The organism is Mesobaculum littorinae (assembly GCF_004011175.1).
GTDB lineage: Bacteria > Pseudomonadota > Alphaproteobacteria > Rhodobacterales > Rhodobacteraceae > Tranquillimonas > Tranquillimonas littorinae.
Genome location: NZ_RQXX01000003.1, coordinates 607,298 through 632,334, shown reverse-complemented (window position 1 = coordinate 632,334; position 25,037 = coordinate 607,298). Strand labels below are relative to the sequence as shown.

At 68.4% G+C, this 25,037-nt stretch carries 26 protein-coding genes; 9 read left to right on the top strand and 17 right to left on the bottom strand.

The window, feature by feature from the left end:
* Positions 1-27: 27 nt before the first annotated feature.
* The 5 genes from EKE94_RS12180 to EKE94_RS12160 form a co-directional block, all read right to left on the bottom strand.
* Complete coding sequence (locus EKE94_RS12180; protein WP_127906859.1) at positions 28-1,254, bottom strand: hydantoinase/carbamoylase family amidase; 1,227 nt, start codon at positions 1,252-1,254, stop codon at positions 28-30.
* Between the two features lie 90 nt (positions 1,255-1,344).
* Complete coding sequence (locus EKE94_RS12175; protein ID WP_127906858.1) at positions 1,345-2,097, bottom strand: SDR family NAD(P)-dependent oxidoreductase; 753 nt, start codon at positions 2,095-2,097, stop codon at positions 1,345-1,347.
* Positions 2,094-2,657, bottom strand: a complete 564-nt coding sequence (locus EKE94_RS12170; protein ID WP_127906857.1) for a DUF3833 family protein — start codon at positions 2,655-2,657, stop codon at positions 2,094-2,096. Before EKE94_RS12170 ends, EKE94_RS12175 begins: the two co-directional genes overlap by 4 nt.
* A gap of 140 nt (positions 2,658-2,797) precedes the next feature.
* Positions 2,798-3,586, bottom strand: coding sequence for a DUF1365 domain-containing protein (locus tag EKE94_RS12165; RefSeq protein ID WP_235856002.1), 789 nt, complete (start codon positions 3,584-3,586; stop codon positions 2,798-2,800).
* Positions 3,583-4,881, bottom strand: coding sequence for an NAD(P)/FAD-dependent oxidoreductase (locus EKE94_RS12160; RefSeq protein WP_127906856.1), 1,299 nt, complete (start codon positions 4,879-4,881; stop codon positions 3,583-3,585). The genes EKE94_RS12165 and EKE94_RS12160 overlap by 4 nt, the downstream gene beginning before the upstream one ends.
* A 272-nt stretch (positions 4,882-5,153) precedes the next feature.
* Here EKE94_RS12160 and EKE94_RS12155 point away from each other — a divergent pair, with 272 nt between their 5' ends.
* Entirely contained in the window at positions 5,154-5,726 is a 573-nt protein-coding gene (locus EKE94_RS12155) for a sigma-70 family RNA polymerase sigma factor (RefSeq protein ID WP_407940907.1), read from the top strand.
* Between the two features lie 8 nt (positions 5,727-5,734).
* Complete coding sequence (locus tag EKE94_RS12150) at positions 5,735-6,382, top strand: ChrR family anti-sigma-E factor (protein ID WP_127906855.1); 648 nt, start codon at positions 5,735-5,737, stop codon at positions 6,380-6,382.
* A 60-nt stretch (positions 6,383-6,442) separates the two neighbouring features.
* On the opposite strand, the gene EKE94_RS12145 is transcribed toward EKE94_RS12150, so the two are convergent.
* The 10 genes from EKE94_RS12145 to rsfS form a co-directional block, all read right to left on the bottom strand.
* Positions 6,443-7,606, bottom strand: a complete 1,164-nt coding sequence (locus tag EKE94_RS12145) for a DNA recombination protein RmuC (protein ID WP_127906854.1) — start codon at positions 7,604-7,606, stop codon at positions 6,443-6,445.
* Positions 7,603-9,501, bottom strand: coding sequence for a DNA mismatch repair endonuclease MutL (mutL, locus tag EKE94_RS12140; RefSeq protein WP_127906853.1), 1,899 nt, complete (start codon positions 9,499-9,501; stop codon positions 7,603-7,605). Before mutL ends, EKE94_RS12145 begins: the two co-directional genes overlap by 4 nt.
* Positions 9,502-9,547: 46 nt before the next feature.
* Positions 9,548-11,023 (bottom strand): M16 family metallopeptidase, encoded by a 1,476-nt coding sequence (locus EKE94_RS12135; RefSeq protein WP_127906852.1) that lies wholly within the window; start codon positions 11,021-11,023, stop codon positions 9,548-9,550.
* Positions 11,020-12,477, bottom strand: a complete 1,458-nt coding sequence (locus EKE94_RS12130; RefSeq protein ID WP_127906851.1) for a M16 family metallopeptidase — start codon at positions 12,475-12,477, stop codon at positions 11,020-11,022. Before EKE94_RS12130 ends, EKE94_RS12135 begins: the two co-directional genes overlap by 4 nt.
* Positions 12,478-12,615: 138 nt before the next feature.
* A complete protein-coding gene (locus EKE94_RS12125) occupies positions 12,616-13,098 on the bottom strand; it encodes an RNA pyrophosphohydrolase (RefSeq protein WP_127906850.1) in 483 nt (160 codons plus the stop codon).
* Positions 13,099-13,240: 142 nt separating this feature from the next.
* Complete coding sequence (locus EKE94_RS12120; RefSeq protein ID WP_127906849.1) at positions 13,241-14,683, bottom strand: S41 family peptidase; 1,443 nt, start codon at positions 14,681-14,683, stop codon at positions 13,241-13,243.
* A 10-nt stretch (positions 14,684-14,693) separates the two neighbouring features.
* Positions 14,694-15,935 (bottom strand): murein hydrolase activator EnvC family protein, encoded by a 1,242-nt coding sequence (locus EKE94_RS12115; protein WP_127906848.1) that lies wholly within the window; start codon positions 15,933-15,935, stop codon positions 14,694-14,696.
* Positions 15,932-17,455, bottom strand: a complete 1,524-nt coding sequence (gpmI, locus tag EKE94_RS12110; RefSeq protein WP_127906847.1) for a 2,3-bisphosphoglycerate-independent phosphoglycerate mutase — start codon at positions 17,453-17,455, stop codon at positions 15,932-15,934. Before gpmI ends, EKE94_RS12115 begins: the two co-directional genes overlap by 4 nt.
* Positions 17,456-17,557: 102 nt before the next feature.
* The gene (gene rlmH, locus EKE94_RS12105) at positions 17,558-18,028 is read right to left on the bottom strand and encodes a 23S rRNA (pseudouridine(1915)-N(3))-methyltransferase RlmH (RefSeq protein ID WP_127906846.1); all 471 of its coding nucleotides are present in this window, start codon (positions 18,026-18,028) and stop codon (positions 17,558-17,560) included.
* 15 nt (positions 18,029-18,043) lie between these two features.
* Positions 18,044-18,409 (bottom strand): ribosome silencing factor, encoded by a 366-nt coding sequence (rsfS, locus tag EKE94_RS12100; protein WP_127906845.1) that lies wholly within the window; start codon positions 18,407-18,409, stop codon positions 18,044-18,046.
* A gap of 243 nt (positions 18,410-18,652) precedes the next feature.
* Here rsfS and EKE94_RS12095 point away from each other — a divergent pair, with 243 nt between their 5' ends.
* Positions 18,653-18,862 (top strand): hypervirulence associated TUDOR domain-containing protein, encoded by a 210-nt coding sequence (locus tag EKE94_RS12095; RefSeq protein WP_127906844.1) that lies wholly within the window; start codon positions 18,653-18,655, stop codon positions 18,860-18,862.
* A 50-nt stretch (positions 18,863-18,912) separates the two neighbouring features.
* Positions 18,913-20,019: a YihY/virulence factor BrkB family protein gene (locus EKE94_RS12090; RefSeq protein ID WP_235856001.1), complete on the top strand. Its 1,107-nt coding sequence runs from the start codon at positions 18,913-18,915 to the stop codon at positions 20,017-20,019.
* Between the two features lie 65 nt (positions 20,020-20,084).
* On the opposite strand, the gene EKE94_RS12085 is transcribed toward EKE94_RS12090, so the two are convergent.
* Positions 20,085-20,813, bottom strand: a complete 729-nt coding sequence (locus tag EKE94_RS12085) for a Crp/Fnr family transcriptional regulator (RefSeq protein WP_127906843.1) — start codon at positions 20,811-20,813, stop codon at positions 20,085-20,087.
* 90 nt (positions 20,814-20,903) lie between these two features.
* Here EKE94_RS12085 and EKE94_RS12080 point away from each other — a divergent pair, with 90 nt between their 5' ends.
* The gene (locus tag EKE94_RS12080) at positions 20,904-21,284 is read left to right on the top strand and encodes a response regulator (RefSeq protein ID WP_127906842.1); all 381 of its coding nucleotides are present in this window, start codon (positions 20,904-20,906) and stop codon (positions 21,282-21,284) included.
* A 98-nt stretch (positions 21,285-21,382) separates the two neighbouring features.
* Positions 21,383-21,547, top strand: a complete 165-nt coding sequence (locus EKE94_RS12075; RefSeq protein WP_127906841.1) for a DUF1328 family protein — start codon at positions 21,383-21,385, stop codon at positions 21,545-21,547.
* Positions 21,548-21,641: 94 nt separating this feature from the next.
* On the opposite strand, the gene EKE94_RS12070 is transcribed toward EKE94_RS12075, so the two are convergent.
* Positions 21,642-22,466, bottom strand: coding sequence for a response regulator (locus EKE94_RS12070; protein WP_127906840.1), 825 nt, complete (start codon positions 22,464-22,466; stop codon positions 21,642-21,644).
* A 104-nt stretch (positions 22,467-22,570) separates the two neighbouring features.
* Between EKE94_RS12070 and EKE94_RS12065 the strand changes: the two genes are divergently transcribed.
* The 3 genes from EKE94_RS12065 to EKE94_RS12055 are packed head-to-tail and all read left to right on the top strand — an operon-like array spanning position 22,571 to position 25,015.
* Positions 22,571-22,723, top strand: a complete 153-nt coding sequence (locus tag EKE94_RS12065) for a NepR family anti-sigma factor (protein WP_235856000.1) — start codon at positions 22,571-22,573, stop codon at positions 22,721-22,723.
* A complete protein-coding gene (locus tag EKE94_RS12060) occupies positions 22,713-23,270 on the top strand; it encodes an RNA polymerase sigma factor (protein WP_127906839.1) in 558 nt (185 codons plus the stop codon). Before EKE94_RS12065 ends, EKE94_RS12060 begins: the two co-directional genes overlap by 11 nt.
* Positions 23,270-25,015, top strand: coding sequence for a sensor histidine kinase (locus tag EKE94_RS12055; RefSeq protein ID WP_127906838.1), 1,746 nt, complete (start codon positions 23,270-23,272; stop codon positions 25,013-25,015). The genes EKE94_RS12060 and EKE94_RS12055 overlap by 1 nt, the downstream gene beginning before the upstream one ends.
* Positions 25,016-25,037 lie beyond the last annotated feature (22 nt).

Sequence of the window (25,037 nt, the reverse complement as noted above, 5' to 3'; positions counted from 1 at the left end):
CGGCTGGGGCCCGGCGCGGCCCGGGTGTCAGAGCGGCCCGGGCCCCAGGCGATCCACCGCCGCCGCCATCACCTGCAGGCCGCGCACTAGGTCGGCCTCGTCGGTATCCTCGGCAAAGTCGTGGCTGATCCCCCCCTTCGACGGCACGAAGAGCATGCCGACCGGCATGTGACGCGCGGCATTTGTGGCGTCGTGCAGGGCGCCCGAGGGCATTCGCCGCCAGCGCCCGGGCACCGCCTCCTCGGCGGCGGCGGCGCAGGCCTCGACGATCCCCGGGGCCATCGCCACGGGGTCGAGCCCCAGCATACGCCCCAGGTCGACCGTCATGCCGCGGGCCCGGGCAATCTCGTCCGCCGTGTCGCGGATGATCCGCTCCATCCGGGCCAGCCTGTCGGTATCGCTGTCGCGCCACTGCATCGAGAACGCCGCACGCCCCGGCACCACCGAATGCGCGCCGGGATGAAGCGCGACATGGCCGATGGTCCAGACCGTCTGCGGCGTGACCACGTTGGCAAAGCGTTCGGCAATCGCCGCGTTGAAGGCCGCGAGCGCCTGGAACGCGTCGCGGCGACCCGCCATCGGGGTAGTGCCGGCGTGGTTCTGCTGGCCCTTGAAGGTAATCGTCATGTCGCGGATGCCGACGATGGCCTCGACCACGCCCACGGCCTCGCCCGCCCGGTCCAGCCACGGCCCCTGTTCGATGTGCATCTCGAGGAAACCGGCAAAGCGGCCGGGCGCGATCCAGTCGCCTGCCAGGTCGGCCATCCTCTGCCGCGCGGCGGCAAAGCTTTCCCCGTCCGGCGAGGTCAGCGAGTCGGCCTCGTTCAGCGGAAGCTGGCCCGACCAGATGGCACTGCCGGTGGTGACGCCGAACCGCCCCTCTTCGTCTTGGAACGACACGACCGACAGGTCCTGCCGCCCCGCCGCGCGGGCCGCGCGCGCGATCTCGAGCCCCGCGATCACGCCCAGCGCCCCGTCAAGCCAGCCGCCCTCGGGCTGGGTGTCGCTGTGCGATCCCAGAAGCATTCCCCGCTCCGCGTCGGCAAGACCGAAGAGGTTGCCCACCGGGTCGAACCAAGGGGCGAGCCCCGCCTCCTCCATCCGGCCGGCCAGCCAGCGGCGCGCCGCGATGTCGGGGTCGCTGTAGGCGGGACGCACGACGCCCTTGCCCGACCCCAGCCCGGGATTTGCGGCACCGAAGCTTTGCAGCCGGTGCAGATCGGCAAGGAAACGGTCTGGGTCGACGGAAATCATGCGGGGCCTCGTGAGGGATCTGAACGGGCCGACCCTACAGATCCGCGCCGTGGGGCAAACCCCCGACGCGCGGGACGGCTGCGCCTGCCCCTAGAACAGGCGGTAATACAGGAAATCGGGCAGAAGGCGGGCAAGACGGAACATCAGGGCAAACCCCACGGGGAAATTGCGCTGGAACGACCCGGTGGTCATGTGTTCGAAGATTTCCGAGGCGGCGCGGTCGGGCTCCATGATGAACGGCATCTCAAAGTCGTTCTTGTCGGTCAGCCGGGTGCGGACGAACCCGGGGTTCACCAGCTGCACCCGCACGCCGCTGCCGCGCAGATCTGCGTGCATGGTTTCTGCCAGGTGCATCACTCCGGCCTTGGAGGCACCATAGCCGATGGCGCCCGGCAGGCCCCGATGCCCGGCAAGCGACCCCGTCAGGACGATGTGCCCACGACGGCGCGCGACCATCCCCGGCACGACCGCGCCCATGACACGCGCCGCGCCGGTCAGGTTGACGTCGCACATCGTGGTGACCTGTTCGGCATTCCAGTCGGTCGCCTTCATCGGCCAATAGGCGCCGGCCATGAAGACCACGCCGTCGATATCGCCTATCTCCTCTGCCGCGCGGGTCACCGCCGCGCTGTCGGTCACGTCCAGCGGCACCACGTCGGCGCGGCGCGGCAGGGCAGCGGCAAGTCCGCGCAGCGCCTCCTCGTTCCTGGCGCTCAGCACCAGGTCGCAGCCGACGGCCGACAATTTCCGTGCCAGGGCGCTGCCAAGCCCCTGCGAGGCGCCGATTATCCAGTAGCGCCGTCCGGTCCAGTTGGGGGCGTCGTCATCCTGCGGTGCTGTCATGCCACGTCCTTTCTGCGCATGGTTGCGACAAGCTCGGCGACCTTGAAGCCGTACTTGCGAAACTGGCTGCGGTTCATGATCGATCCGTTTTCCAGAAGATACATCCAGTCGACGGTGTCCAGAACATGCCCGCCCGCATCATCGGGCAGGCGTATGCGATAGGCCAGCCTGACCGTCGGGCCGCATTGCTGGCCACGCCCGGTGCCCAGTATATCCTCGCCCCTCGCCTCGAACTCCCCGTTCTCGCCCAACTCGAGCTTCCATTCGCGGTTTTGGACCGCGCCACTGTCGTAATGGAATGTTTCGACCAGGCGGCCCGAGGTGCCCGACCAGATTCCCTCCATCTCGACCGTGAAACGCGAGGCGACGCGCCCAGTCGGCCCGTAGATCACGCCTTCGCAGACCATCGGGCCGTTTAGGTAGGTGGGCAAATCGAACTCGGGGCCCAACCCCTCGTACTCGTCGGGGGACTGCGCGCCAAAGGACATGAACCGGCCACGCACCCAGACCAGGCCACCGACAAGGGCTGCGCCGATCAGCAGCATGATGAACGACGCCATGGGGAAAACTCCAAAACCGGTCGAATGGCAAAAGTCCTGACCGGGCTGGATCAGGCATCGCGACTGGGCCGTGGCGGTTGCTGGGCCGTCGATATAAAAGCGTTCTGCTCCGGCCGAGGTTCCGTCCGAAGCGGCATGTTCTAGCGGCTGACCTCGCGGTCTGGGGGCTTGGGGCGTTGCCGGTATCCCGCGCCGCGCCGCCACAGCCGCAGCGCCTGCCAGTGGATCAGCGTCAGAACCCGGCGGCTGCCGAAGGGCCGGCGCAACGACGACGCCAGAATCGCGCGGGTCGTCAGGGGGCGGCGCGGGCCCGAAAGCGTGGCCACCAGCCCCTCGCCCCCCGCATCGCTGCGATAGGCGATGCGGATGTCGATGCGATCCGCGGCGATGTCGAAGCGGAACCGGTAGCGGCCCGACACGGGCTGGAAGGGCGACACGTGAAACACCTTGCGCGCCTCCACCTCGTCGCCCGTACCGAGTGGGGCCAGATCGTCGCGATGACAAAGGTAGGAGTGGCGGTCGCCGAACGTGTTGCTGACCTCGGCCAAAACCACCCGCAGCCGCCCTTCCGCGTCATGCGCCAACCAGAAGCTGACCGGGTTGAAGACATGCCCAAGCACCCGGGGCTGCGCGAGCAGCAGGAGCCGCCCGTCTGTCACCACGTCCAGCCCGGCCTGCGCCAGCGCCTCGCGCACCCAGGGTGCCCCCCGCCCCCGCCCCGGCGCGCCACCATGGTCGCGGTCGCGCAGGCTCCACACCCCGGGGCGGTTGCGGGTAAAGAGCGTCGGTGCCGTAAGGATCTCTGCCGGCACCTCGGGATCGATGCAGATGTAGTCGATGCCATACCGAAACCCGTTGCGCACGGATCCGTGCCGCCCGTGCCAGGTCTCGGCCGGAACATGTTCGACGATATGGGCCTGCGGTGTCACGCGGCAGCGATAGGCGCGGGATCCCGCGCGGCCAGCGCCCCGGCCACCTCGAGCCCCGAGGCAAGGCCGTCCTCATGGAACCCGTTGCGCATCCAGGCGCCGCAGAACCACGTGCTTCGCGCGCCGTTGCGGGCGCGCACGCCCTCCTGCGCGGCCAGCGCGGCGTGGTCGTAGACCGGATGGCGGAATTCGACCTCGTCATGGATCAGCTCGTCGCGCACCGGGTGGCATCCGTTCAGCGTGACGAAAAGCGGATCGTCCTTCGGGATCGGCTGGAGGGAGTTCATCCAGTAGGTCAGGTCGATCCGGTCGCAGGGGCCGCTGTCGGGTTCGGAATAGACCCAGGATGACCACGCCCCGCGCCGCTTCGGCATGACCCCGGTGTCGGCATGCAGCACCGCCCGGTTGGGCTGATACCGCACCGCCCCCAGAAGACGTTTCTCTTCCTCGTCCGGGTCCGACAACAGGCGCAGGGAATCGTCGGAATGGGTGGCCAGCACGACCTCGTCGAACAGCTCTGGCCCCGCGGCGGCGGTCTCGATCACCACGCCGCCGTCCGAAAGACGCCGGATACCGCCCACGGGCGTGCCCTTGCGCAGCTCGGCCCCCCGGCGCAGCAGCGCCGCCTCCAGCCGCCGGACATATTCCACCGATCCGCCGCGCACCGTGTACCACTGGTGCTGACCGCTGTGGTGCAACAGCGCATGGTTGCGGAAGAACCGCAAAAGCGCCTCGGCCGGAAAGTCGAGGATGCCGGACGTGGGCGTCGACCAGATCGCCCCCGACAGTGGCAGCAGGTAGTAGTCGCGAAACCACGCACCGGTGCCCAGCCGGTCCAGCAGGTGGCCGATGGTCATGCCGGGCGTCGCCGTAGCCTCGGCCCGCTTGTTGAAGCGCAGGATGTCGCGCAGCATCCGCAGGAACCGAGGGTCGGCGGCATTGCGGCGCTGGCAAAAGACGGCAGCAAGGTTGCGCAGCCCGTATTCCAGCCGCCCCCCCCGGATCGAGGCGCCGAAGCTCATGTCGCTGTCCGCGATCGGCACGCCCAGATCCTCGAACAGCTTGACCATGTTGGGATAGGTCGCGCGGTTGAAGACGATGAAACCGGTATCGACGGGCTGATCGCCGTTGCGCCCCGCCATCACGGTGCGGGCATGCCCGCCCAGTCGCGGCTCGGCCTCGTAAAGCGTGACCGCGTGCGTGCGCGACAGCGCATGCGCGGCGCCGAGGCCGGAGATCCCGCCGCCCACCACGGCGATCCGCTTCGGCCCGGGGCCGGATTTCTCGAAAGGCATTCTCGTCTCACTCGTTTGACTTCTGGCACGCTTACGGGCCCGCCGGGGATCCGGATCACAATGGACCTAGGGCGCCGGTGGCGGAAAATCAGGGCTCGACCGCACGTGTCGGTGATCCGACCTTTTCCTCGCCGCGTAGAGGGGACATGATTCAGGATATCGCCCCCTCAGCCGACCGGCCGGACCGCGACATGGCGAACGCGCGGTTTGCGCGGCGCCGCGGGGGGCCGCACGCGCGCCTTCGAGAGCCCCCAAGGGAGAGACTGCCGATCATGCCGACAGCGCAGCCCCCCGCTGGACCGCCACGATCCCCCGAAGACCCCGACTGGACCGCCGCGATGGAGCGGATCCGCACCGCGCGCGACCGGGCGGCCTTTGCCCGCGTCTTCCGCCACTTCGCGCCGCGGGTGAAAGGGTTCCTGATCCGCTCGGGCGCGTCCGAGGCGCAGGCCGAGGACTGCATGCAGGAGGTGATGGCGACGCTCTGGCAAAAGGCGCATCTCTTCGATCCCGCGCGCGCCAGCCTGGCCACATGGATCTTCACCATCGCGCGCAATCGCCGTATCGACGCGCTGCGCAAGGAACGGCGGCCCGAGCCCGAGGACCTGGCCTGGGGCCCCGAGGCCGAGCCGGACCAGGCCGATGTCGTCGCCTTTCAGCAAGAGGCCCGGGGGCTTGCCGCCGCGATCGCCGCCCTGCCCGACGCGCAACGCAGCCTGATCGAGCGGGCCTATTACGGCGAGCTGTCGCATTCCCAGATCGCCGTCGAAACCGGCCTGCCGCTCGGCACCATAAAATCCCGCATCAGGCTGGCGCTGGATCGTCTGCGCCATGCCATGACCTGAGCCGTTCCATGACCGATACAATCACCCATCACCTGACCGACGACCTTCTGGCCCGCTATTGCGCGGGCGAGCTGTCCGAAGGTTTTTCGCTGGCCGTCGCCACCCACCTGTCGCTGTGCGATGCCTGCCGCGCCCGGGCCGAGGCGCTGGATGCCGTGGGCGGCGCCGTCCTGGACGCCACGCCGCCAGCGCCGCTGGCCCGGGGCGCGCTGGACCGTGCGCTTGCCGGACTGGACGAGCGGCCCTCGCCTGCCGCACCTCCGCCCCGGTGCGGCGGCGTGCTGCCCGCGCCGCTGCGCGACTATGCCGGGGGCGAGGTCGACAGCCTGCGCTGGCGCAACATGGGCCCTGGGGTGGAAAGCCTCCTGCTGATCGACGCGCCGGAGGGCAGCGCGCGGTTGTTCCGCATCCGCGGCGGGTCGGAGCTTCCCGATCACGGCCACCGCGGGACCGAGCTGACGCTGGTCCTGAGCGGCGCGTTCCGCGACGGCGACGCCCGGTTCGCACGCGGCGACGTGGAAATCGCGGACGAGACGATGCAGCACACGCCGATTGCAGAACCCGGCGCCCCCTGCATCTGCCTGGCCGTGACGGAGGGACGGTTGCGGTTCAGGGGCCTCCTGCCCCGGTTGGCGCAGCCCTTCTTCGGGGTCTGACAGGCTGCGCCGAGGGGGGGCGATGCGCCCCCTTCCGAAGGCGCGGCTGCCCGGCGGCGGCTAGTCGGTGCGGCGGACCAGAGGCAGCTCGGCCTCGGGCGCGATTTCTTCAAAGTCGAAGTTATCCAGCCGCTTGGCGCGGCGCCCGGCCTTTTCGGCCGAAATGCGGATCTCGGCCACGTCGCGTGCCGCCTGCCCGAAATGGCGGTCGAGGTTTTCGACCCGCGTGCCCAGCCGGTCGACATCGCCGTGCAGCAGAGACAGTTCGCGCCGGATGGCGCCGGCCTGTTCGCGCATCCGCGCGTCCTTGAGGATCGCGCGCATCGTCGTCAGCGTCGCCATGCAGGTGGTGGGCGACACGATCCAGACGCGGGCCGCGAAGCCTTCCCGCACCACGTCGGGGAAATTGGCGTGGACCTCGGCATAGACAGCCTCGGACGGCAGGAACAGGATCGCCCCCTCGGCGGTCTCGCCCTCGAGGATGTACCTTTCGGAAATCGCACGGATATGGTTGCGCAGCGAGGCGCGCAGCGACCGCTGCGCCTCGCGCCGGTCGGCATCGGTTTCCGCCCGGCGCAGCCATTCATAGGCCTCCAGCGGGAACTTCGAATCGATCACGATGGGCCCCGGCGGCTGCGGCAGGTGGATCAGGCAGTCCGCCCGCCGCCCGTTTGACAGCGTCGCCTGCCAGGTGAAGCTGTCCGCCGGCAGCGCCTTGCCCACGATGTCGTGCAGCTGGATTTCACCGAAGGCGCCGCGTGTCTGCTTGTTCGACAGGATGTCCTGCAGGCTCAGCACGTTGCCCGACAGCTTCTCGATCTTCTCCTGCGCGCGGTCGATGGTTTCCAGCCGCTGCTGCAGCTCGCCCAGCGACTTGGCGGTGCGGCTGGCCGATCCGGTCAGGCTTTCGCTCATCTTGGTGCTGACGTCGGCAAGGCGGGTCTCCATCAGCTGCAGCATCTGGGTCTGCGATGCGGCCTGCTGCTCGGCCACGCGGGTCAGGCCCCCGGTCAACTGCTGCTGCCCGTCCGACAGCGCCTGCACCCGCTGGGTGACCCCGCCCATCTGCCGTGCCAGCGGCTCGATCAGATCCGCCGTCGCCTGTGCCCGGCGCAAGGACGCCGCCAGCAGCCAGACCAGCAGGACGGCCACCGCCGTGGCAAGACAGCCGGCAATCACGAGGGGATCGGTAAGCGCGTAGGTCCGCCCGCCAAGATCGATCATGTGCGGCCGAAGAGACGTTCGATATCGGCGAGCTTCAGTTCGACATAGGTCGGCCGCCCGTGGTTGCACTGGCCCGAGCGCGGCGTCGCCTCCATCTCACGCAGGAGCGCGTTCATCTCCTCGGGCCGCATCCAGCGTCCCGACCGGACCGAGCCATGGCAGGCCATGCGCGACAGCACCGCATCGACCCGCGCGCCCAGCGTCGTGGTCTCGCCCTGATCGTCGAGCTCGTCCAGAATGTCGGCGACCATCGCGCGGGCATCGACATGGCCCAGGATCGCGGGCGTCTCCTGCACCGCGATGGCGCCGCCGCCGAAGGGTTCGATGACAAGACCCATCGCCTGAAGCTCGTCCGCGACCTCCATCAGCCGGGCAGAATCGGCGGGCGACATCTCGACGATCTCGGGGATCAGCAGGGCCTGCCGGGCGACGCCGTTCTCGTCGCGCTGGCGCTTGAGCTTTTCGTAGACCAGCCGTTCGTGCGCCGCGTGCTGGTCGACGATGACCATGCCGTCGCCGGTTTGGGCAATGATGTAGTTTTCATGCACCTGCGCCCGCGCGGCCCCGAGGGGGCGATCCGACGGCGCAGGGCCCGCATCGGCCGCTTGCGGGGCCTCTTCGGGGGCGTCGAAGCGGGCCGAGGGCGTCATCTCGGCAAAGCCCGGTGCCGTGTCGGACCAACCGGACTGCGCAGGCTGCGGCGCCTGTGCGGCATAGGCCCGGCCGAGGCTCGCGGCCGAGGGGCGGTCCATCTGATAGACCCGGGCCGGCGCGCCGGGTTGCGTGGCCGAAGGTTCCGGGCGGAACGCTCCCAGCGTCGCCCCCGCCACGGTCGAAGAGGCGCGGTGCCCGGCCTCGGCCAGGGCATGGCGCAGCGCCGACACGATCAGTCCGCGCGGCAGGCCGGGGTCGCGGAACCGCACCTCGGCCTTGGCGGGGTGGACGTTGACGTCGACCTTGTCCGGCGCGCATTCCAGAAACAGCGCGGCCGCCGGGTGGCGATCGCGCGACAGCACGTCGGCATAGGCGCCGCGCAGGGCCCCCACCAGCAGCTTGTCCCGCACCGGCCGGCCGTTGACGAACAGGTATTGCGCCACCGCAGATCCGCGCGAATAGGTCGGCAGCGCGGCATAGCCCGACAGCCCGATCCCCTCGCGCTCGGCCTCGATGCGAAGCGCGTTGTCGATGAAGTCGCGCCCCATGATCCGGCCCAGCCGCCCGGCCAGCGCGTCGAACAGATCGCCTGTCTCGGGCTCGGCGCGGAACACGGTGCGGCCCTCGCCACCATCGCTGACATCGCGCAGGGTAAAGCCGACGAAGGGTTCAGCCATGGCCAGACGCTTGATCACGTCGGCGGTGGCCTGCGCCTCGGCCCGGTCGCTGCGCAGGAACTTCAGCCGCGCGGGCGTGGCGTAGAAGAGATCGCGCAGCTCGACCACGGTGCCGCAGTTCAGCGCGGCGGGGCGCACCGGCTCGGCCATACCGCCCGAAACCGACAGCCGCGCGCCGGTTCCGCCGTCGACCCGCGAGGTGATCGACAACCGCCCCACGGCGCCCAGCGAAGGCAGCGCCTCGCCCCGGAAACCGAAGGTGTGGATCGCAAGAAGGTCGGTGCCGTCGATCTTGGACGTCGCGTGGCGCATCAGCGCCAGCGGCAGATCATCCTCGGACATGCCGCAGCCGTCATCGGTGACGCGGATCAGCGTCTTGCCGCCGCAGGCGATGGCAACCTCGATCCGCCGCGCGCCGGCGTCGAGCGCGTTCTCGACCAGTTCCTTGACCGCCGAGGCCGGGCGTTCGACGACCTCGCCCGCCGCGATACGGTTCACCGCGGCTTCGTCGAGTTGTCGGATAACGGGCCGATCAGGGCCTATGTTGGGTTCGGGATGGGCCATGCCACTAGCGATAGCATGGCCCCCCGCGATTCGACCATGGCCGAAATCAGTCGGCGGGGGGGGTCTCCGCCGCGTCATCCACCCCGGCGTCAGCCCCTTCGCCCGCTGTGGGGGCCGCCGGATTCGCAGCAGACGGGTTGGTGGCCGGACCCTCGGCGCCGGGGGTATCCGAGACGGGGGACGCCGCGTCGGCCGGCGCGGCCCCGGTGGTTGCATCCTCCAGCCCCTCGGGTTCGCCCACCACGACGAAATGCAGATCCTCGGGCCGGTAGATCCGCCGGGCGACGCGGGCGGCATCCTCTGGCGTCACCGCCTCGATCCGGTCGTTGCGGGTGGCGATATAGTCGATCGGCAGCCCCTCCATCTGCATGCCGACGAGGATGTCGGCGATGGGGCCGTTGCCGTCGAACCGCAGCGGATAGGAGCCGGTCAGGTAGGTCTTGGCCTCGTCCAGCTCGGCCTCGGTCACGCCCTCTTCAGCGATGCGGGCCCATTCGTCGCGCAGCACCGCGATGGTGTCGGCCGCGCGCGCGTTGGCGGTGCTCGTCTGCCCCATGATCAGCTCGCCATGATCGAAGGGCACGAGGTAGGAGCCGACGCCGTAGGTCAGGCCACGCTTCTCGCGGACCTCCTCCATCAGGCGTGAATTGAAGCCCCCGCCGCCCAAAATCTGGTTCACGACATAGGCGGGGAAGAAGTCGTCATCATCGCGCGGGATGCCCTCGTGCCCGAACAGCATCACCGACTGCGCGGTATCGAGCGGCACGACCGACACGCCGGGCTCGGCCCGGTACTCGGCCCGCCCGGGCATCGGCGCGCCTTCGGCCGGAAGCTCGCCCAGAAGCTCGTCCAACAGCGGCCCAAGCTCTTCGGGGGTGATGTCGCCCACGGCCCCCACGAAGACCCGGTCGCGCGCCATGGTGGCCTGATGGGCGGCAACGATATCGTCGCGGGTCAGCGCCTCGACCGAGGCGAGGCTGCCGTTCATGTCGCCGCCATAGGGGTGATCGCCGAAGGCATCGGCATAGAAGGTATCGCTGGCGATTTCGCCGGGATCTGTGGCGTTCGACCGGATGATCGACAGAACCTGCCCCCGCACACGGTCGATCGCGGTCTGGTCGAAGCTGGGGGCGACGATGGCCTGCCGCAGCAGATCCACCGCCTCTTCGCGGTTTTCGCTGAGAAACTGTGCCGAGACCGATACCGAATCGAGCGACGCGTCGAAGGAGAAACTGGCCGCCAGCGCCTCGCGCGCGGCGGCAAAGCCCTGCGCATCGAGGTCGCCGGTACCCTCCTCAAGCGTCGCGGCCATCAAGTTGACCGCCCCGCGCCTGTCTTCGGGATCAAGCGCGGCGCCGCCCTGGAACCGGATTTCGAGCGCGGTGAATGGGATCGAATGCTCTTCGACCAGCCAGGCGGTGATACCGCCGGGGGATGTGACCTCTTCGATCTCGACCTCGGCGCGCACGGGCAGCGCGGCGAACAGGGTCAGCGTCAGGGTGCAGGCGAGGCGCAGGATCATTGGGTTTCCTCCATCGCGGCGGGATCGGGCAGAGCGGCAGGCGCGGCATCGGCGCCCGGCGCCGGGGCCCCTTCCGGCGGCCGCAGCCAGCCGGTGACGGCGGCATCGCGGTCGAAGACGTCGCGCGCGGCGGCGACGATATCCTCGCCCGTGACCTGCTGCAGAAGCTCCGGCCAGGCCTCGACATCCTCGATCGTCAGCCCGCTGGTCAGCGCAGCGCCATAGCGGCGGGCGCGCGCCTGTGCGCTGTCCTCGGCATAGATCAGCCCGGCGCGCAGCTGCATCTTGATCCGGTCCAGCTGCTCTTCGTCGACGCCATCCTCGAGAAAGGCCGCGATTTCGCGGTCGAGCGCGGCCTCGGCCTCGTCCAGCGAGGTGCCGGGCGTCGGCACGACGACCAGCGTGAAGGTCGTGTCATCGAAGGAGACGCCATCGTAGTAGGCCGAGGTATAAAGCGCCTCGCGCGTGGCGAATTGCAGGTTCGTGCCCAGCACCGAGGTTTGCGGCGATCCACCCAGAACCGCGGCCAGAAGGGTCAGCGCCGCGGCGCGGTCCTGGTCGCCCGGGTCGCGTTCGGGGGCCAGGTAGCTGCGCGTCAGGTAGGGCTGCGCGATGCGCGCATCCTCGTAGACCATGCGCCGCTCGGCCCGCTGCGGGGGTTCCTGCGGGCGAACGCGGGGGGCGAGATTTTCGGTCGGGGCGAGCGGGCCGTAATGTTCTTCGGCCAGGGCGCGCACCTCGTCCGGCGCGACGTCGCCCGCGACGACCAGCACCGCGTTGTTGGGGGCATAATAGGTCCGGTAGAATGCAAGCGCGTCGTCGAGATCGAGCTCTTCGATCTCGGCCCGCCAGCCGATGACCGGCTTGCCGTAGGGGTGGTTGAGGTATTGCGCCGCCATGCGCTGTTCGGAAAACAGCGCGCCGGGCTCGTTCTCGATCCGCTGGTTGCGCTCTTCGAGCACCACCTTGCGTTCGGTCAGGATGTCGCGGTCGGCCAGCTGCAGATCGCGCATCCGGTCGGCCTCCATCTCCATCATCAGCCCAAGGCGGTCCGAGGCGACGCGCTGAAAGTAGGCGGTATAATCCTGGCTGGTAAATGCGTTGTCGGTGCCGCCGTTGGCCGCGACGATTTCCGACAATTCGCCGGGCTCAAGCTCGTCCGTGCCCTTGAACATCAGGTGTTCTAGGTAGTGCGCGATGCCCGACACGCCGGGCTGCTCGTCCGCGGCTCCGGCGCGGTACCACACCATGTGTACGACGACGGGCGCGCGGTGATCTTCCAGCACCACCACCTGCAAGCCGTTGGCGAGCGTGAAGGTTGTGGCCTCGGCCGAAGGTCCGGCGGTGGCGTCGGTCGCTGCGGCGGGCGGGGCGGGCGGTTCCTGCGCGGCGGCGAGACCGGGCGCCCCGGCCGTCAGCGCAAGGGCGAAACAGGTGGAAAGAAGGCGGTGCATGAAACTCCTCCGTCGGGTCGTGGCCAACCTGAGCCGCCCGGCGGCGGGGCGCAACGACGATCCCGCGGAAGTGTCGAGGATTTGAGCGAACGTGCGCCGCCGTGGGCCAACGGGCGCCGCAACGGGCCGGCAGGGTCGTTACAGCCGGTCGCCCAGCTGCTCTAGAACGCTTGCATAGACCTCGCGCTTGAAGGGCACGATGCGGGGCAGAAGCTCGTCCGGCGCAATCCATGCCCAGTCCGAGAACTCGGGATGCGCGGTGTCGATGCGCACGTCGGCATCCGTGCCGTGAAAGCGCAGCAGGAACCAGCGCTGCCGCTGACCGCGGAACCGCCCGCCCCAGATCCGCGGCACGAGGTCGGCGGGCAGGTCGTAGGCCAGCCAGTCCGCGCCCTCGGCCTCGACCGTGACCAGCCGCGCGGGGATGCCGGTTTCCTCTTCCAGCTCGCGCAGCGCGGCGGTGCGCGGCTCTTCCCCCGGGTCGATCCCGCCCTGCGGCATCTGCCAGGCGTCGCTGTCGCGGTCGATGCGCTGGCCCACGAAGACGCGGCCCTGCGCGTCGGCCAGCATGACGCCCACGCAGGGGCGATAGGGAAGCGCGGCGATCTGCTCGGGTGTCATCGTCACTCCTGTCGGGAAAATGGCGCAGCGCCGCCCCCGGGGCGAGAGGCGGCGCAGTGGTGTAAGGGGAACCGCCGCCGGGTGAAACGGCGGCTCGGTAAAATGGCGGGGCGGACGCTGGCGGGCGTCCGCCCCGGTGGGCTTAGTCCTCTGCCGGCGCGTCGGCGCCGTCTTCGTCGGAGGGGGCGGCGTCGGTCGCGGAGGTCTCGGCCTCGCCAGTTTGCGCGTCATGTGCACCCGATGCGGCCGAGGCGACTTCGGGCCGAAGCGCCGTCAGGCCCTTCAGCACGTCGATGGCGTAGGCCAGCTGGTAATCCTCGTCCCGCAGCTGGGCGGCGTCTTCGGCGGCCTGCTGCTCTTCGAGAATGATGCGCCGCTCTTCTTCGGTCACCGAATCGTTGTCGATGGCGCCGCGCAGATCGGCTTCGGACCGCAGCGGGCGGGCGTCGACCTCTTCCTCCTCGTCCGTCTCGATCACCGCGGGCTGCTGCACGACGATGTCGGGCGACACGCCCAGCGACTGGATCGACCGGCCAGACGGCGTGTAGTAGCGCGCCGTGGTCAGCCGCATCGCGCGGTCGCCGCGCAGCGGCATGACCGTCTGCACCGACCCCTTGCCGAAGCTCTTGGTGCCGATGACGATGGCGCGGCGGTGATCCTGCAGCGCACCGGCGACGATCTCGGACGCCGAGGCCGAGCCGCCGTTGATCAGGACCACGATGGGCTTGCCCTGCGCCAGATCGCCGTCGGTGGCGTTGTAGCGGTCGCTGTCCTCGGGCGCGCGGCCGCGGGTCGACACGATCTCGCCCTCGTCGAGGAAGGCGTCCGACACCTTGATCGCCTGGGTCAGCAGCCCGCCGGGGTTGTTGCGCAGGTCAAGCACGATGCCGTTGACGTTCTCGATCCCGCCGGCGGCCTCGATCTCGCGCTCCAGACCCTCTTCCATGTTGGGGAAGGTCTGATCGTTGAAGGTGGTGACGCGCAGCACGATGGACTTGCCCTGCGTGCGGGCGCGGGCGGCGGTCAGCTCGATCGTGTCGCGGATGATCGACACGTCAAAGGGCTCGTCCCGGCCTTCGCGGACCAGGGTGATGACGATCTCCGATCCCACGGGCCCGCGCATCAGTTCGACCGCTTCGTCCAGGGTCAAGCCCAGCACCGATTCGCCGTCGACATGGGTGATGAAATCGCCCGCCTCGACGCCCGCCGCATCGGCCGGGGTGCCGTCCATCGGCGACACGACCTTGACGAAGCCTTCCTCCTGCGTGACCTCGATCCCGAGGCCGCCGAAGGTGCCGCGCGTCTGCACCCGCATGTCGGCCGCGTCATCGGGCGACAGGTAGCTGGAATGCGGGTCGAGCGAGGTCAGCATGCCGTCGATCGCCGCCTCGATCAGATCGGTTTCGTCCACTTCCTCGACATATTGCGCGCGGATGCGTTCGAAGATGTCGCCGAACAGGTCGAGCTGTTCGTAGATGCTGGCGTTGCGCGTGCTTTCCTGCGCGATGAGAGGCCCGGCGACCTGCGTCGTCAGAACGGCGCCTGCGAGGGTACCGCCGACGGCGGCCATGACGAATTTTCTCATGTGCAATGTCCTAGTTCTCATCCCGTCGGAACCACGCGGCCGGATCGACCGGCGCGTTGTCCTGTCTCAGTTCCACATACAGCGTCTCAGGGGGCGGGGTCACCTCCCCCGCGGTCACGTTCCCGAAATAGGCCGCCGTTTCCGGCCCCAGCCCGGGCATCAGGCCCAGCGGCGTGCCGTCCGGCACCACCTGCCCGACCGTGCCGAAGACCTCGTCGAGGCCGGCGAAGATCATGAGATACCCCTCGGACGGCTCGAGGATCGCCACGTTGCGATAATCGAGAAGCGGCCCCAGATAGCGGATCGTCGCCGGCCACGGGGTGGTAACGACGGCGCCGGGGCGCGCCGCGATCACCAGCCCCGGGCGACGGACGCCCGCGGCGTCGGCCTCTTCGAACCCGCGCAGCACATCGCCCGCGACGGGCCAGCCCAGGTCGCCCTGCGCCTGCGCGAAATCCGGCAGCTCGGGCGCATCGTCATCCTCGGGCAGCGCGGCCAGACCGCTGGCAAATCCCGACAGCGTTTCGGTCGAGGCCAGAAGGCGGCGCATCTCGTCGGGGTCCTCGGTCACCCGGCGCGGCAGGTCGGTGCGGTCCGACACGGCCTGGCTTAGCCGGGTGCGCGCAGCCTGGATCCCGGCCAGCCCGTCGCCAAGCGTGTCGGCCGCGCTGGCCTGCAGTGCGCGCAAGGTGGCAAGCTCTTCCAGATCCTCGCGCAGCGCGCCCACCTCGGCGGCAAGCGCGGGGCTGACATCGGAGAGGATCATGCCCGATCGCGCGGTGCCCACAGCGCCCGAGGGGTGCAGCAGCAGCGTCGTTTCGGGCGTGCGGTTGATCACCTGAAGCGCGCCGATCAGCCGGCCCAGACGGTCGCTTTCGGCATCGAACCGGGCCCGGATCGCCTGTTCGCGCCGCCCCGCACGGCGCATCCCGTCGCGCAGCGCGGCAAGCCCGTCTTCGTAGGCGCGCACGGTGCGGGTCAGCGCTGCCACCCGGTCGCGGGCGCCGTCGGCCCGGGCCAACCCCGCCGCCGCGGCATCGAGATCCGCCGCGGCGCGGCGCGCCAGCGCGCCGGGATCGTCCTGCGCCGCGACGCCTGCAGCGGGCGCGACGGCCAGCACGGCGGCCAGCACGGCGCAGGTCACGGCGGCCAGCGCCGGGGCCGGGCAGGCCGCCCGCACGGTCCGGGCCAGGTCCCGGGCTGGTGCCCAGGCCCGGGCTTCGGCCCTCCGCGACGCGCGGCCATCGGTCATCGGGTGATCAGGCTCTTGCCGGTCATCTCTTCGGGCGCATCCAGCCCCATGAGGTCCAGAAGCGTCGGCGCAAGGTCGGCCAGCCGCCCGTCGGACAGCGTGGCAGCCTCGGGCCCGCCCACGACGATCACCGGGACCGGGTTGAGCGTGTGGGAGGTATGCGGCCCGCCGGTTTCGGGGTCGACCATCACCTCGCAATTGCCGTGGTCGGCGGTGACGATCATCGCGCCGCCGGCCCTCTCTAGCGCGTCAAGCACCTGCCCCAGTCCGCGATCCACCGCCTCGCAGGCGGCGATGGCGGCATCGAGGTCACCTGTGTGGCCCACCATGTCGGGGTTGGCAAAGTTCGTCACGATCAGGTCGTAGCCCTTGTCGATGGCCTCGACGAATTTCTCGGTCACCTCTGGCGCCGACATCTCGGGCTGCATGTCGTAGGTCGCGACCTTTGGCGACTTGGGCATGAAGCGGTCCTCGCCCGGCTCGGGCTCTTCCTTGCCGCCGTTGAGGAAGAAGGTGACGTGGGGATATTTCTCGGTTTCGGCCAGCCGGAACTGGGTGCGGCCCTGCGCGGCGACCCAGGCGCCCAGGGTGTTGACGATCTTGCGCTTCGGGAAGGCCGCCTGCATCCACGCGGTATGCGCCGAAGAATATTCGACCATCCCGAGGATGGCGGAGAAGTCCGGCCGGCCGGAGACGTCGAAATCGGCGAAATCCGGTTGCGCGATGGCGCGCATGATCTCGCGCGCCCGGTCGGCGCGGAAATTGGTGCAGAAGACGCCGTCGCCGTCGGCTGCGCCGGCATAGTCGCCGATCACCGTGGCGGGGATGAACTCGTCGGTCTTGCCCGCCTCCCACGACTGGGTCACCGCCTCGGCGGGGGTGGTGGCGGTGGCCTCGCCCGTGCCGCGGATCATCGCGGCATAGGCGGTTTCGACCCTTTCCCACCGGTTGTCGCGGTCCATGGCGTAGTAGCGACCGGTGACCGTGGCGATGAAGGCGCCTTCGGGCAGCTTGCCCTCGAACTCGGCCAGGTAGCCATCGGCGGATTTCGGCGCCACGTCGCGGCCGTCGGTGATGGCGTGGACCGCCACCGGCACGCCTGCGCGCGCGATCGCCGTGGCGGCCGCGGCGACGTGGTCGAGATGCCCGTGCACCCCGCCGTCCGAGATCACGCCCATCAGGTGCGCAGTGCCGCCGGCCGACTTCACCCTCTGGATGAAGTCGAGGAGGGCCTCGTTTTCGAAGAAAGAGCCGTCTTCGATCGCCAGTTCGATCTGGCCAAGGTCCATCGCCACCACCCGGCCCGCGCCGATATTGGTGTGGCCGACCTCGGAATTGCCCATCTGCCCGGTGGGCAGGCCCACGTCGGGACCGTGGGTGATCAGCTGCGCGTTGGGGCAGGTCCGCATGATCCGATCGAAATTCGGGGTATCGGCCAGCGCGGGGGCATTCGCGTCGCGCTCGGCGCGCTTGCCCCAGCCGTCGAGGATGCAGAGGACCACGGGTTTCTTGCCGGGCATTGGGGTCTCCTTCTGGCTTACGCCATGCTTTTACGCCGATGGCGCGCCAAGCGGAACCGGCAGGACGCCTCCGGCGGGAGTATTTTCAGAAGAGAAGAAACCCTATGCCCGGTGATAGGGCAAACCGGCGAGGATGCTGGCGGCGCGGTAGAGCTGTTCGCCCAGCATCACGCGGGCCAGCATGTGCGGCCACACCATCGCGCCGAAGGACAGCGCGGCGTCGGCCTCGGACCGCAGCGCGGGGTCGATGCCGTCGGCGCCACCGATGACGAAGGCCAGGTCCTGCCGGCCCTGATCACGCCACTGCGCCAGCCTGTCGGCGAAGCCGGGCGAGGAGAAGCTTTCGCCCCGTTCGTCGAGGCAGCAGACAAGCGCGCCCGCGGGAATCGCCCGGCGCAGAAGCGGCCCCTCGCCGGCCATGCCGCCGCCCTTGCGATCCTCGACCTCGACAAGCTTCGCGGGCCCGAGGCCCAGGCCGCGCCCGGTCCGGTCGAACCGGGCGAGATAATCGTCGATCAGCGCACGCTCGGGGCCCGACCGCAGCCGGCCCACGGCGCAGATATGCACCCGCATGTCAGCGGAGTGCCATCAACGGTTCAGCGTCTGCTCGGTCGGGCTGAGCCACATCTTTTCGAGCTGGTAGAATTCGCGCACCTCGGGGCGGAAGACGTGGACGATCACGTCGCCCGTGTCGATCAGCACCCAGTCGCCGGCATCCTTGCCTTCGACCTTGGAGATCACGCCCAGCTGGTGCTTGAGCGCATCGACGAGGTGATCGGAGATCGCGGCGACCTGCCGCGACGAGCGGCCCGAGCAGACGACCATCCAGTCGGCCATCTCGGACTTGCCGCGAAGGTCGACCTTCACGATATCCTCGGCCTTGTCGTCTTCGAGCGAGGTGAGAATGCGGGCCAGTGCGGCGTCGCTTCCACTCCTGTCGGCGCCGCGGCTCATGCGGGCGTCCGAAGCGGCAGCCTGGGGTGCCGCGGTGATGTGCAATGACAGGACATCGTCCTCCTTCACGATGCGCCGTCCGGGCCACGGCGCTGGCCTGTTGGCAACATAGCATCCCGGAGGCCCGATCTCAATGTTCTGCCAGCGGGCGCTTGCGGTCCTACGCCGGAACTCCGCACCCGGTGGCAAGGTTGCCCCAATGCCGCGACCGCCGCGGCGGACACGAGAGAGGCGAACACCGCTATGGCGCAGCACAGGATCGGCGAAAAGGTTTCGTGGAAATGGGCCAATGGCCGTGGCGAGGGCAAGGTGAAGGAGCGCTTTACCAGCCGTGTCACGCGCAAGATTTCCGGGTCAGAAATCACACGCAACGCCAGCGACGACAATCCCGCCTACTTGATTGAGCAGGCGGATGGCGACAAGGTCCTGAAATCGGCGTCCGAACTGGATTGACCCCCGGTGCCCCGCGGCGCCGGGCAGCGCCGTGAAAAGGGGCCATGGCCATGACGGCAGCCGAGGGCGGCGGATCAGCGACAGGGACAGACACGCGGCGGCTTGGCGCGGAATCGGTCGACGAAGCTTTGATCGGCGCAGAGCGGATCGGCGCGGGCCGGGCCCCGGCAGCAGGAAAGGCGGCCGCTCCCGCCCCGAACTCGGCCACCCACCCGCCGCCGCGACGGTCCGACCCGGTGCGCCCCCGCTCGGACCCGGGCCGCCGGGCCGCCTGGGGCGCCGTCAAGGCCATGGTGGTCAACGTGGGCGAGCTGAACCTGTTTCTCGTCGCGGCGGGGGTGGCCTTTTATTCGATGCTGGCCCTGTTTCCGGCCATGGGGGCGGTGATCTCGGTCTGGGGCTTCATCTCGGACCCCTTGATCGTGGAAGAGCAGATCCAGCTTCTGCGCGGGTTCGTGCCAGCCGACGCCTATTCCATCATCGAAACCCAGGTCGCGCAGCTGGTCGATACCAACGAAAGCGCCCTGGGCTGGACGACGATCATTTCGCTCGCCGCAGCGCTGTGGTCGGCGCGGCTGGGGGTTGCGTCGCTGATACAGGGGCTGAACGCGATCTACCGAGAAAAGGACCGCAACGGCGTCCTGCACCTGGTCACCGCCTTCATCGTCACCTTCATCCTGATCGGTGTGGCGCTGGTTGCGCTGGCCAGCGTGGTGGTGATGCCGGTGATCCTGGCCTTCCTGCCGCTGGGCCCGCTGGCCGCGCTGGCGGTATCCGCCGTCCGCTGGATCACCACCGTGGCGGTGATGATGCTGGCGCTGGGGGTGATCTACCGCTTCGGACCGAACCGGAAGGCCGCGCGATCGGCGTGGCTGTCGCCGGGCGCGGGCCTGGCTGTCTTGATCTGGGGCGCGTCCAGCTACGCCTTTTCCTACTACCTGTCGAATTTCGGCAATTACAACGAGGTCTACGGCGCGCTCGGCGCGGTCATCGCGCTGTTGATGTGGCTGTACATCTCGGCCTTCGTCGTGCTGCTGGGGGCGCTTTTAAACGCCGAGCTGGAGTTGCGCACGCGGCAGGATTCCACCATCGGGCCATCGAACCCGCCCGGGTTCCGCGGCGCCTACGTGGCCGACCACTATACCGCCGCTGACTGAGGCAGCGTCCGGCCCCTCGACCGACCGCAAGCCCCCCCCTGGCCCACCGCTCAGGGCGGCGGGGCCTACATCAGCGGCCGGCGCGCGATCTCTTCGCCCTCCATCCCCGCGATCCGCGCCAGCGCGTCGGGGTCGTTGATACGCAGCCGCCCGTCCTGCCACGATGCCAGCTGGCTTTCGCGCAGCTTGGCCAGCGTCTTGTTGGTATGCACCAGCGACAGCCCCAGGGCGTCCGCCAGATCCTGCTGACGATAGGGCAGCGCCATGCCGCCGTCGTGCACCATCCCCAGCTGGTCGGCCCGGTAGTAGATGCGCAGGAGGGCCCAGCAGATCCGCTCGACCGCGGATTGCTGGCCGATCCGGGTCAGCGCCTCGCCCAGAAACGACTCCTCGACCGCCGAAAGCCACGTCATGTCGAAGGCCCGGTGCGGTTGCGACCGAAACAGGCTCCAGATATCCGAGCGGTTGAAGACGCACAGGGTCATCTGGGTCGTCGCCTCGACCGAATGGCGCATCTCGCCCATCAGGCCGGCCTGCATGCCCAGGAAGTCCCCTGGAAAGATGAAGTTCACGACCTGACGGCGTCCGTCGGGTAGTGTCTTGTAGCGTAGCCCCAGCCCGCGCAGCACGGTGAAAAGCTGCGGGCTGTTGGCCCCCTCCATCAGGATCTGCGACCCCGGCTCGACGCTCAGTTCGCCTGCCTTGAACCTCTGCATGAAGGCCAGTTCCTCGCCGGCGAACGGCAGGAAGAGGGATTTCCCGCGCAGCGGACAAGCCTCGCACTTGGTCGGCATTCGCGCCGTCTCCTATGTCACAGTTAAATGCAAACCTAGTGCTAAAGGCGCAAAAGCGGCCAGCCTCAACTTTCGTATTCCAGGTATATCGTGGCTACAGCCGGCCCTATTTTCGACCGCAAGATCAAGGTTCTCATCGTGCAGCGCATGTTCCTTGTCGCGCGCGACCTGCAGGAAACCGTCGAGGACACGCATCCCGGGGCCGAGGTACGCGTCTGCGCCACCCTGCCCGAGGCCGAGCGCGCGCTGACCGAAACCGGCGCCGACATCCTTTTCCTTGGGATCGGAGGAGAGGAGCTGCGCCAGTCACGACTTCCGCAGATGCTTCGCGACAGCGACACCCGGGTCGTCGTGATCGATGGCGCCCCGGGAAGATACGCCCCCTTGCACCAGAGCGATGCCACCCTGCCCGTCCCCTTCGTCACCGATATGGTGCGCGGGATTTTAACCGATCTATTGCAATCTCGCTGAGCGGCCCCGCGGACGCTGGGGAACCGCCAGGCCGGGCCGACTGTTGTACGGTCAACGAAAGGGCTTCGGGCCCACCACCAGACTGCAAGGAGGACCCCATGCTACAATGGGCACTGGTCTTCCTGCCTGTCGCGATGATCGCCGGCCTCCTCGGGCTTGGTGGTCTCGCCAGCATCGCTGCCGGGGTCGCGCAGATCGTGTTCTTCGCGCTTCTCGTGCTCTTCGTGGTTGCGCTTGTCGCGCGCCTGTCCCGGCGGATCTGATGGCAGAAGACATACGAAAAAACCCGGACGGCGCTGATCGCGCCGCCCGGGTTTTTTGTTGCGCCAGGGCCGTCGCCCCGCCGGGTCCCGCGGATCACGCGGTCTTCAGCGTCTCGGTGCTGGAGAAGAACATCGCCTGGCTGACGGCCGACCGCACCTGATCCTCGGCGTAGGGCTTCGAGATCAGGAAGGCCGGTTCGGGCCGCTCGCCGGTCAAGAGACGCTCGGGGAAGGCGGTGATGAAGATCACCGGGATGTCGCCGAACTGCCCCAGCAGATCGTTCACCGCATCGATTCCCGACGAATTATCGGCCAGCTGGATGTCCGCAAGGATCAGGTCGGGGCGCGATTTCGACCCCATCTCGACCGCCGCGGTCCGGGTGCGCGCGATCCCGATGATCTCGTGGCCCATGTCCGAAACGATGGAGTGGATGTCCATCGCGATGATCGCCTCGTCCTCGATGATCATGACGCGGCCGGCCATCGAGCGCTGCATCTCGTCGACGGCGATCTCGACCAGATTCTCCGCCTCGCTCGCCTCGATCTTCATGATGTGGCCGACTTCCTCGAAGTTGAAGCCCTCGACCGTGTGAAGCAGCAGCGCCTCGCGCGTGTTCGCGGTGAGGTTGGCCATGTGATCCATCGCGGCGTGCTCAAGCGCATCGCCCAGTTCGTCGGACACCCCGGCAGGTGCGCCGGCGGTCGACCAGATCATATGGAAGGCGCGGAACAAAGCCACTTTGGGGCGAGTTGAGTTGTCGAAGATCGACCGGTCCTGCAGGATCGCCTCAAGCGTCGCGGCAGCATAATTGTCGCCGGTCGTCTGGTTGCCCGTCAAGGCGCGGGCATAGCGGCGCAGGTAGGGCAGGTCCCCGGCGATGCGGCCGGAGAGATCACCGCCCGTGGTATTCGAACTCATGAATTGTTTTTCCCTGACTTTATCTGCTTTAGGCGGGAACCGAACGCGCCGGCCCGACGTTTGTTCCCGATTCGAAAATAGAAAAGCCGGGCAGGCAGTCCTATATGCACCAGAAGAAAGACACGTCGAAGGTCATGCGGCAAATCGACGAAAGCCTCCGGCACGTCTATCGCGAGATCGCGAATGACGACGTCCCGGACCGTTTCAAGGATCTTCTTGAACGGTTGAAGGAGCAGGACACCCCGAATGAAAAGTAACAAAGACCCGCGTGACGAGCTGGTCGACCATCTGCCCGCGCTGCGCGCCTTTGCAATGTCACTGACACGGAACTCGGCCGGGGCCGACGACCTCGTGCAGGATACCATCGAAAAGGCCTGGAAGAACATCAATTCGTTCCAGGTCGGCACGAACCTGCGCGCCTGGCTCTTCACGATCCAGCGCAACGCGTTCTACTCTTCCCGCCGCAAGGCCAAGCGCGAGGTCGCCGATGTCGACGGTGTGCTTGCCGCGTCGCTGTCGGAAAAGCCCGCGCATGACGGGCGCCTGGCCCTGAACGATTTCCGCGTCGCCTTCGAAAAGCTGCCCGACGAACAGCGCGAGGCGCTGATCCTGGTTGGCGCGTCCGGCTTTTCCTACGAAGAGGCCGCCGACATGTGCGGCTGTGCCATCGGCACGATCAAGTCGCGCGCCAACCGCGGACGCAAGCGGCTGGCCGAGCTTCTGCATCTTGCCGAGGGCGAGGATCCCACCATTTCGGATTCGATGAGCGCTTCGGTGATGAGCGCGCCGACGTCGAGCCGCTGATGGTTCCGGGCGGTCTGGGGTTCGCCAAGCTCGACAGGCTTGATGTCCGGCTCGTGCTGCTGCTCGGGGTGGCGTTGCTTCCCGTGGGGCTGATCGCGATCGCGCAGACCTATCGCATGATCGACGAGGCGAATGCCCGGATCGAGGCCGGGCTGCTGGGCGAGACGATGGATGCGGCCCTGGCCGAGCGTGACCTGATCGCCGGCACCCTCAGCTCGGCACAAAACATCGCGTCGGTCATAGAACCCACCCTCGACACGCCCGACGAATGCTCCGTCCTCCTGAGCGAACTGGTCGAAGAGAACGGCCGGCTGTCCTTTGCGGGCGTCGTGCGCCTGTCCGACGGGGTCGTGGTCTGCGGATCGCGCGGGGTCGACGCCGACGTCTCGGGTTCGGCCGGGTACCAGGCCTTCGCGGCCTCTCCGGTGCGGTCGGTCAACGCCGTGGGCAACCCCTCGATTTCGGATGAATCGGTCGTCGTGATCCGCCAGCCGATCGACCTCGATGACGAACTTTACGGCTATCTCGCGCTGTCGGTGCCGCACACGGCGTTGCCCATCCGGCCCGAGATGTTCAGCCACACCGCCCCGCGCGACATCATGACCTTCAACAACGAGGGCCAGATCCTGACCTCCGACCGCGGGCTCGACACCGCGCCGGACCGTCTGCCCGCCAACCGGTCGCTTTCGGCGCTGCAGACTGAAAACGCGGCGATCTTCACCGACGTCGACGTCTCGGGGGTGGAGCAGGTCTATACCGTCGCTCCCCTGCTGCGGGACCAGGTCTACGTTCTTGCCGTCTGGCCCCCCGCACGGCTGGGCAGCGCCAAGCTGCACGCCTCGACCGCGGTGGCGTTTCCGCTGCTGATGTGGGCCTGTTCGCTGGCCGTGGCCTATTTCGCCGTCCATTCGCTGGTGATCCGGCATATCCGGTCGCTGCGGCACCGCATCCGCGTCTTCACCTCGACCCGGCGGTTGCTGAGCGAACCGCGGCTGGACGACATGCCCGCCGAGCTGCGCGAAGTGACAGAAGCCTTCGTCTACATGACCGACCGGATCATCCGCGACGAGGCCGATCTTGAAAACAACCTGCACGAAAAGGACGTCCTGCTGAAGGAGGTCCACCACCGGGTGAAGAACAACCTTCAGCTTATCGCGTCGATCACCAACATGCAGATCCGCAAGTCGCGCAACGACGAAACGCGGTTCGTGCTGCGCCGTCTGCAGGACCGGGTGATGGGCCTCGCCGCGATCCACCGGTCGCTTTACCAGGCGACGGCGCTGTCGCAGGTCTCGGCCGACGAACTGCTGTCCGAAATCGCCAATCAGCTGGCGGTCAGCGGTATTCCGGCGGGGTCCAACATCGGCTTTTCGGTCGAGCTCGACCCGGTGACGCTCTACCCCGACCAGGCGGTGCCCCTTGCGCTTCTGCTGACGGAATCGATGACCAACGCGCTGAAATACCTGGGCCGTCCCGCGGGCGAGGGCACGAATGGCAAGCCGTGGATCCGCGTCGCGCTGACCAACCAGGAGGACGGGACCGCGACGATGCTGGTGCAGAACACCATCGGCGACCCGGTCAAGACCGAGGTGGGCAACGAAAGGTCCGGCCTGGGCAGCCAGTTGATGGCCGCCTTCACCATGCAGCTGGGCGCCCAGACCGATACCGAGCAGACGGATGACCTTTACTCCGTCCGGGTCAACTTCACGCCCAGCGACTTTTCCGAGGCGACCAAGGACATCTGACCGGCCCGGCGGGGAACCGCCG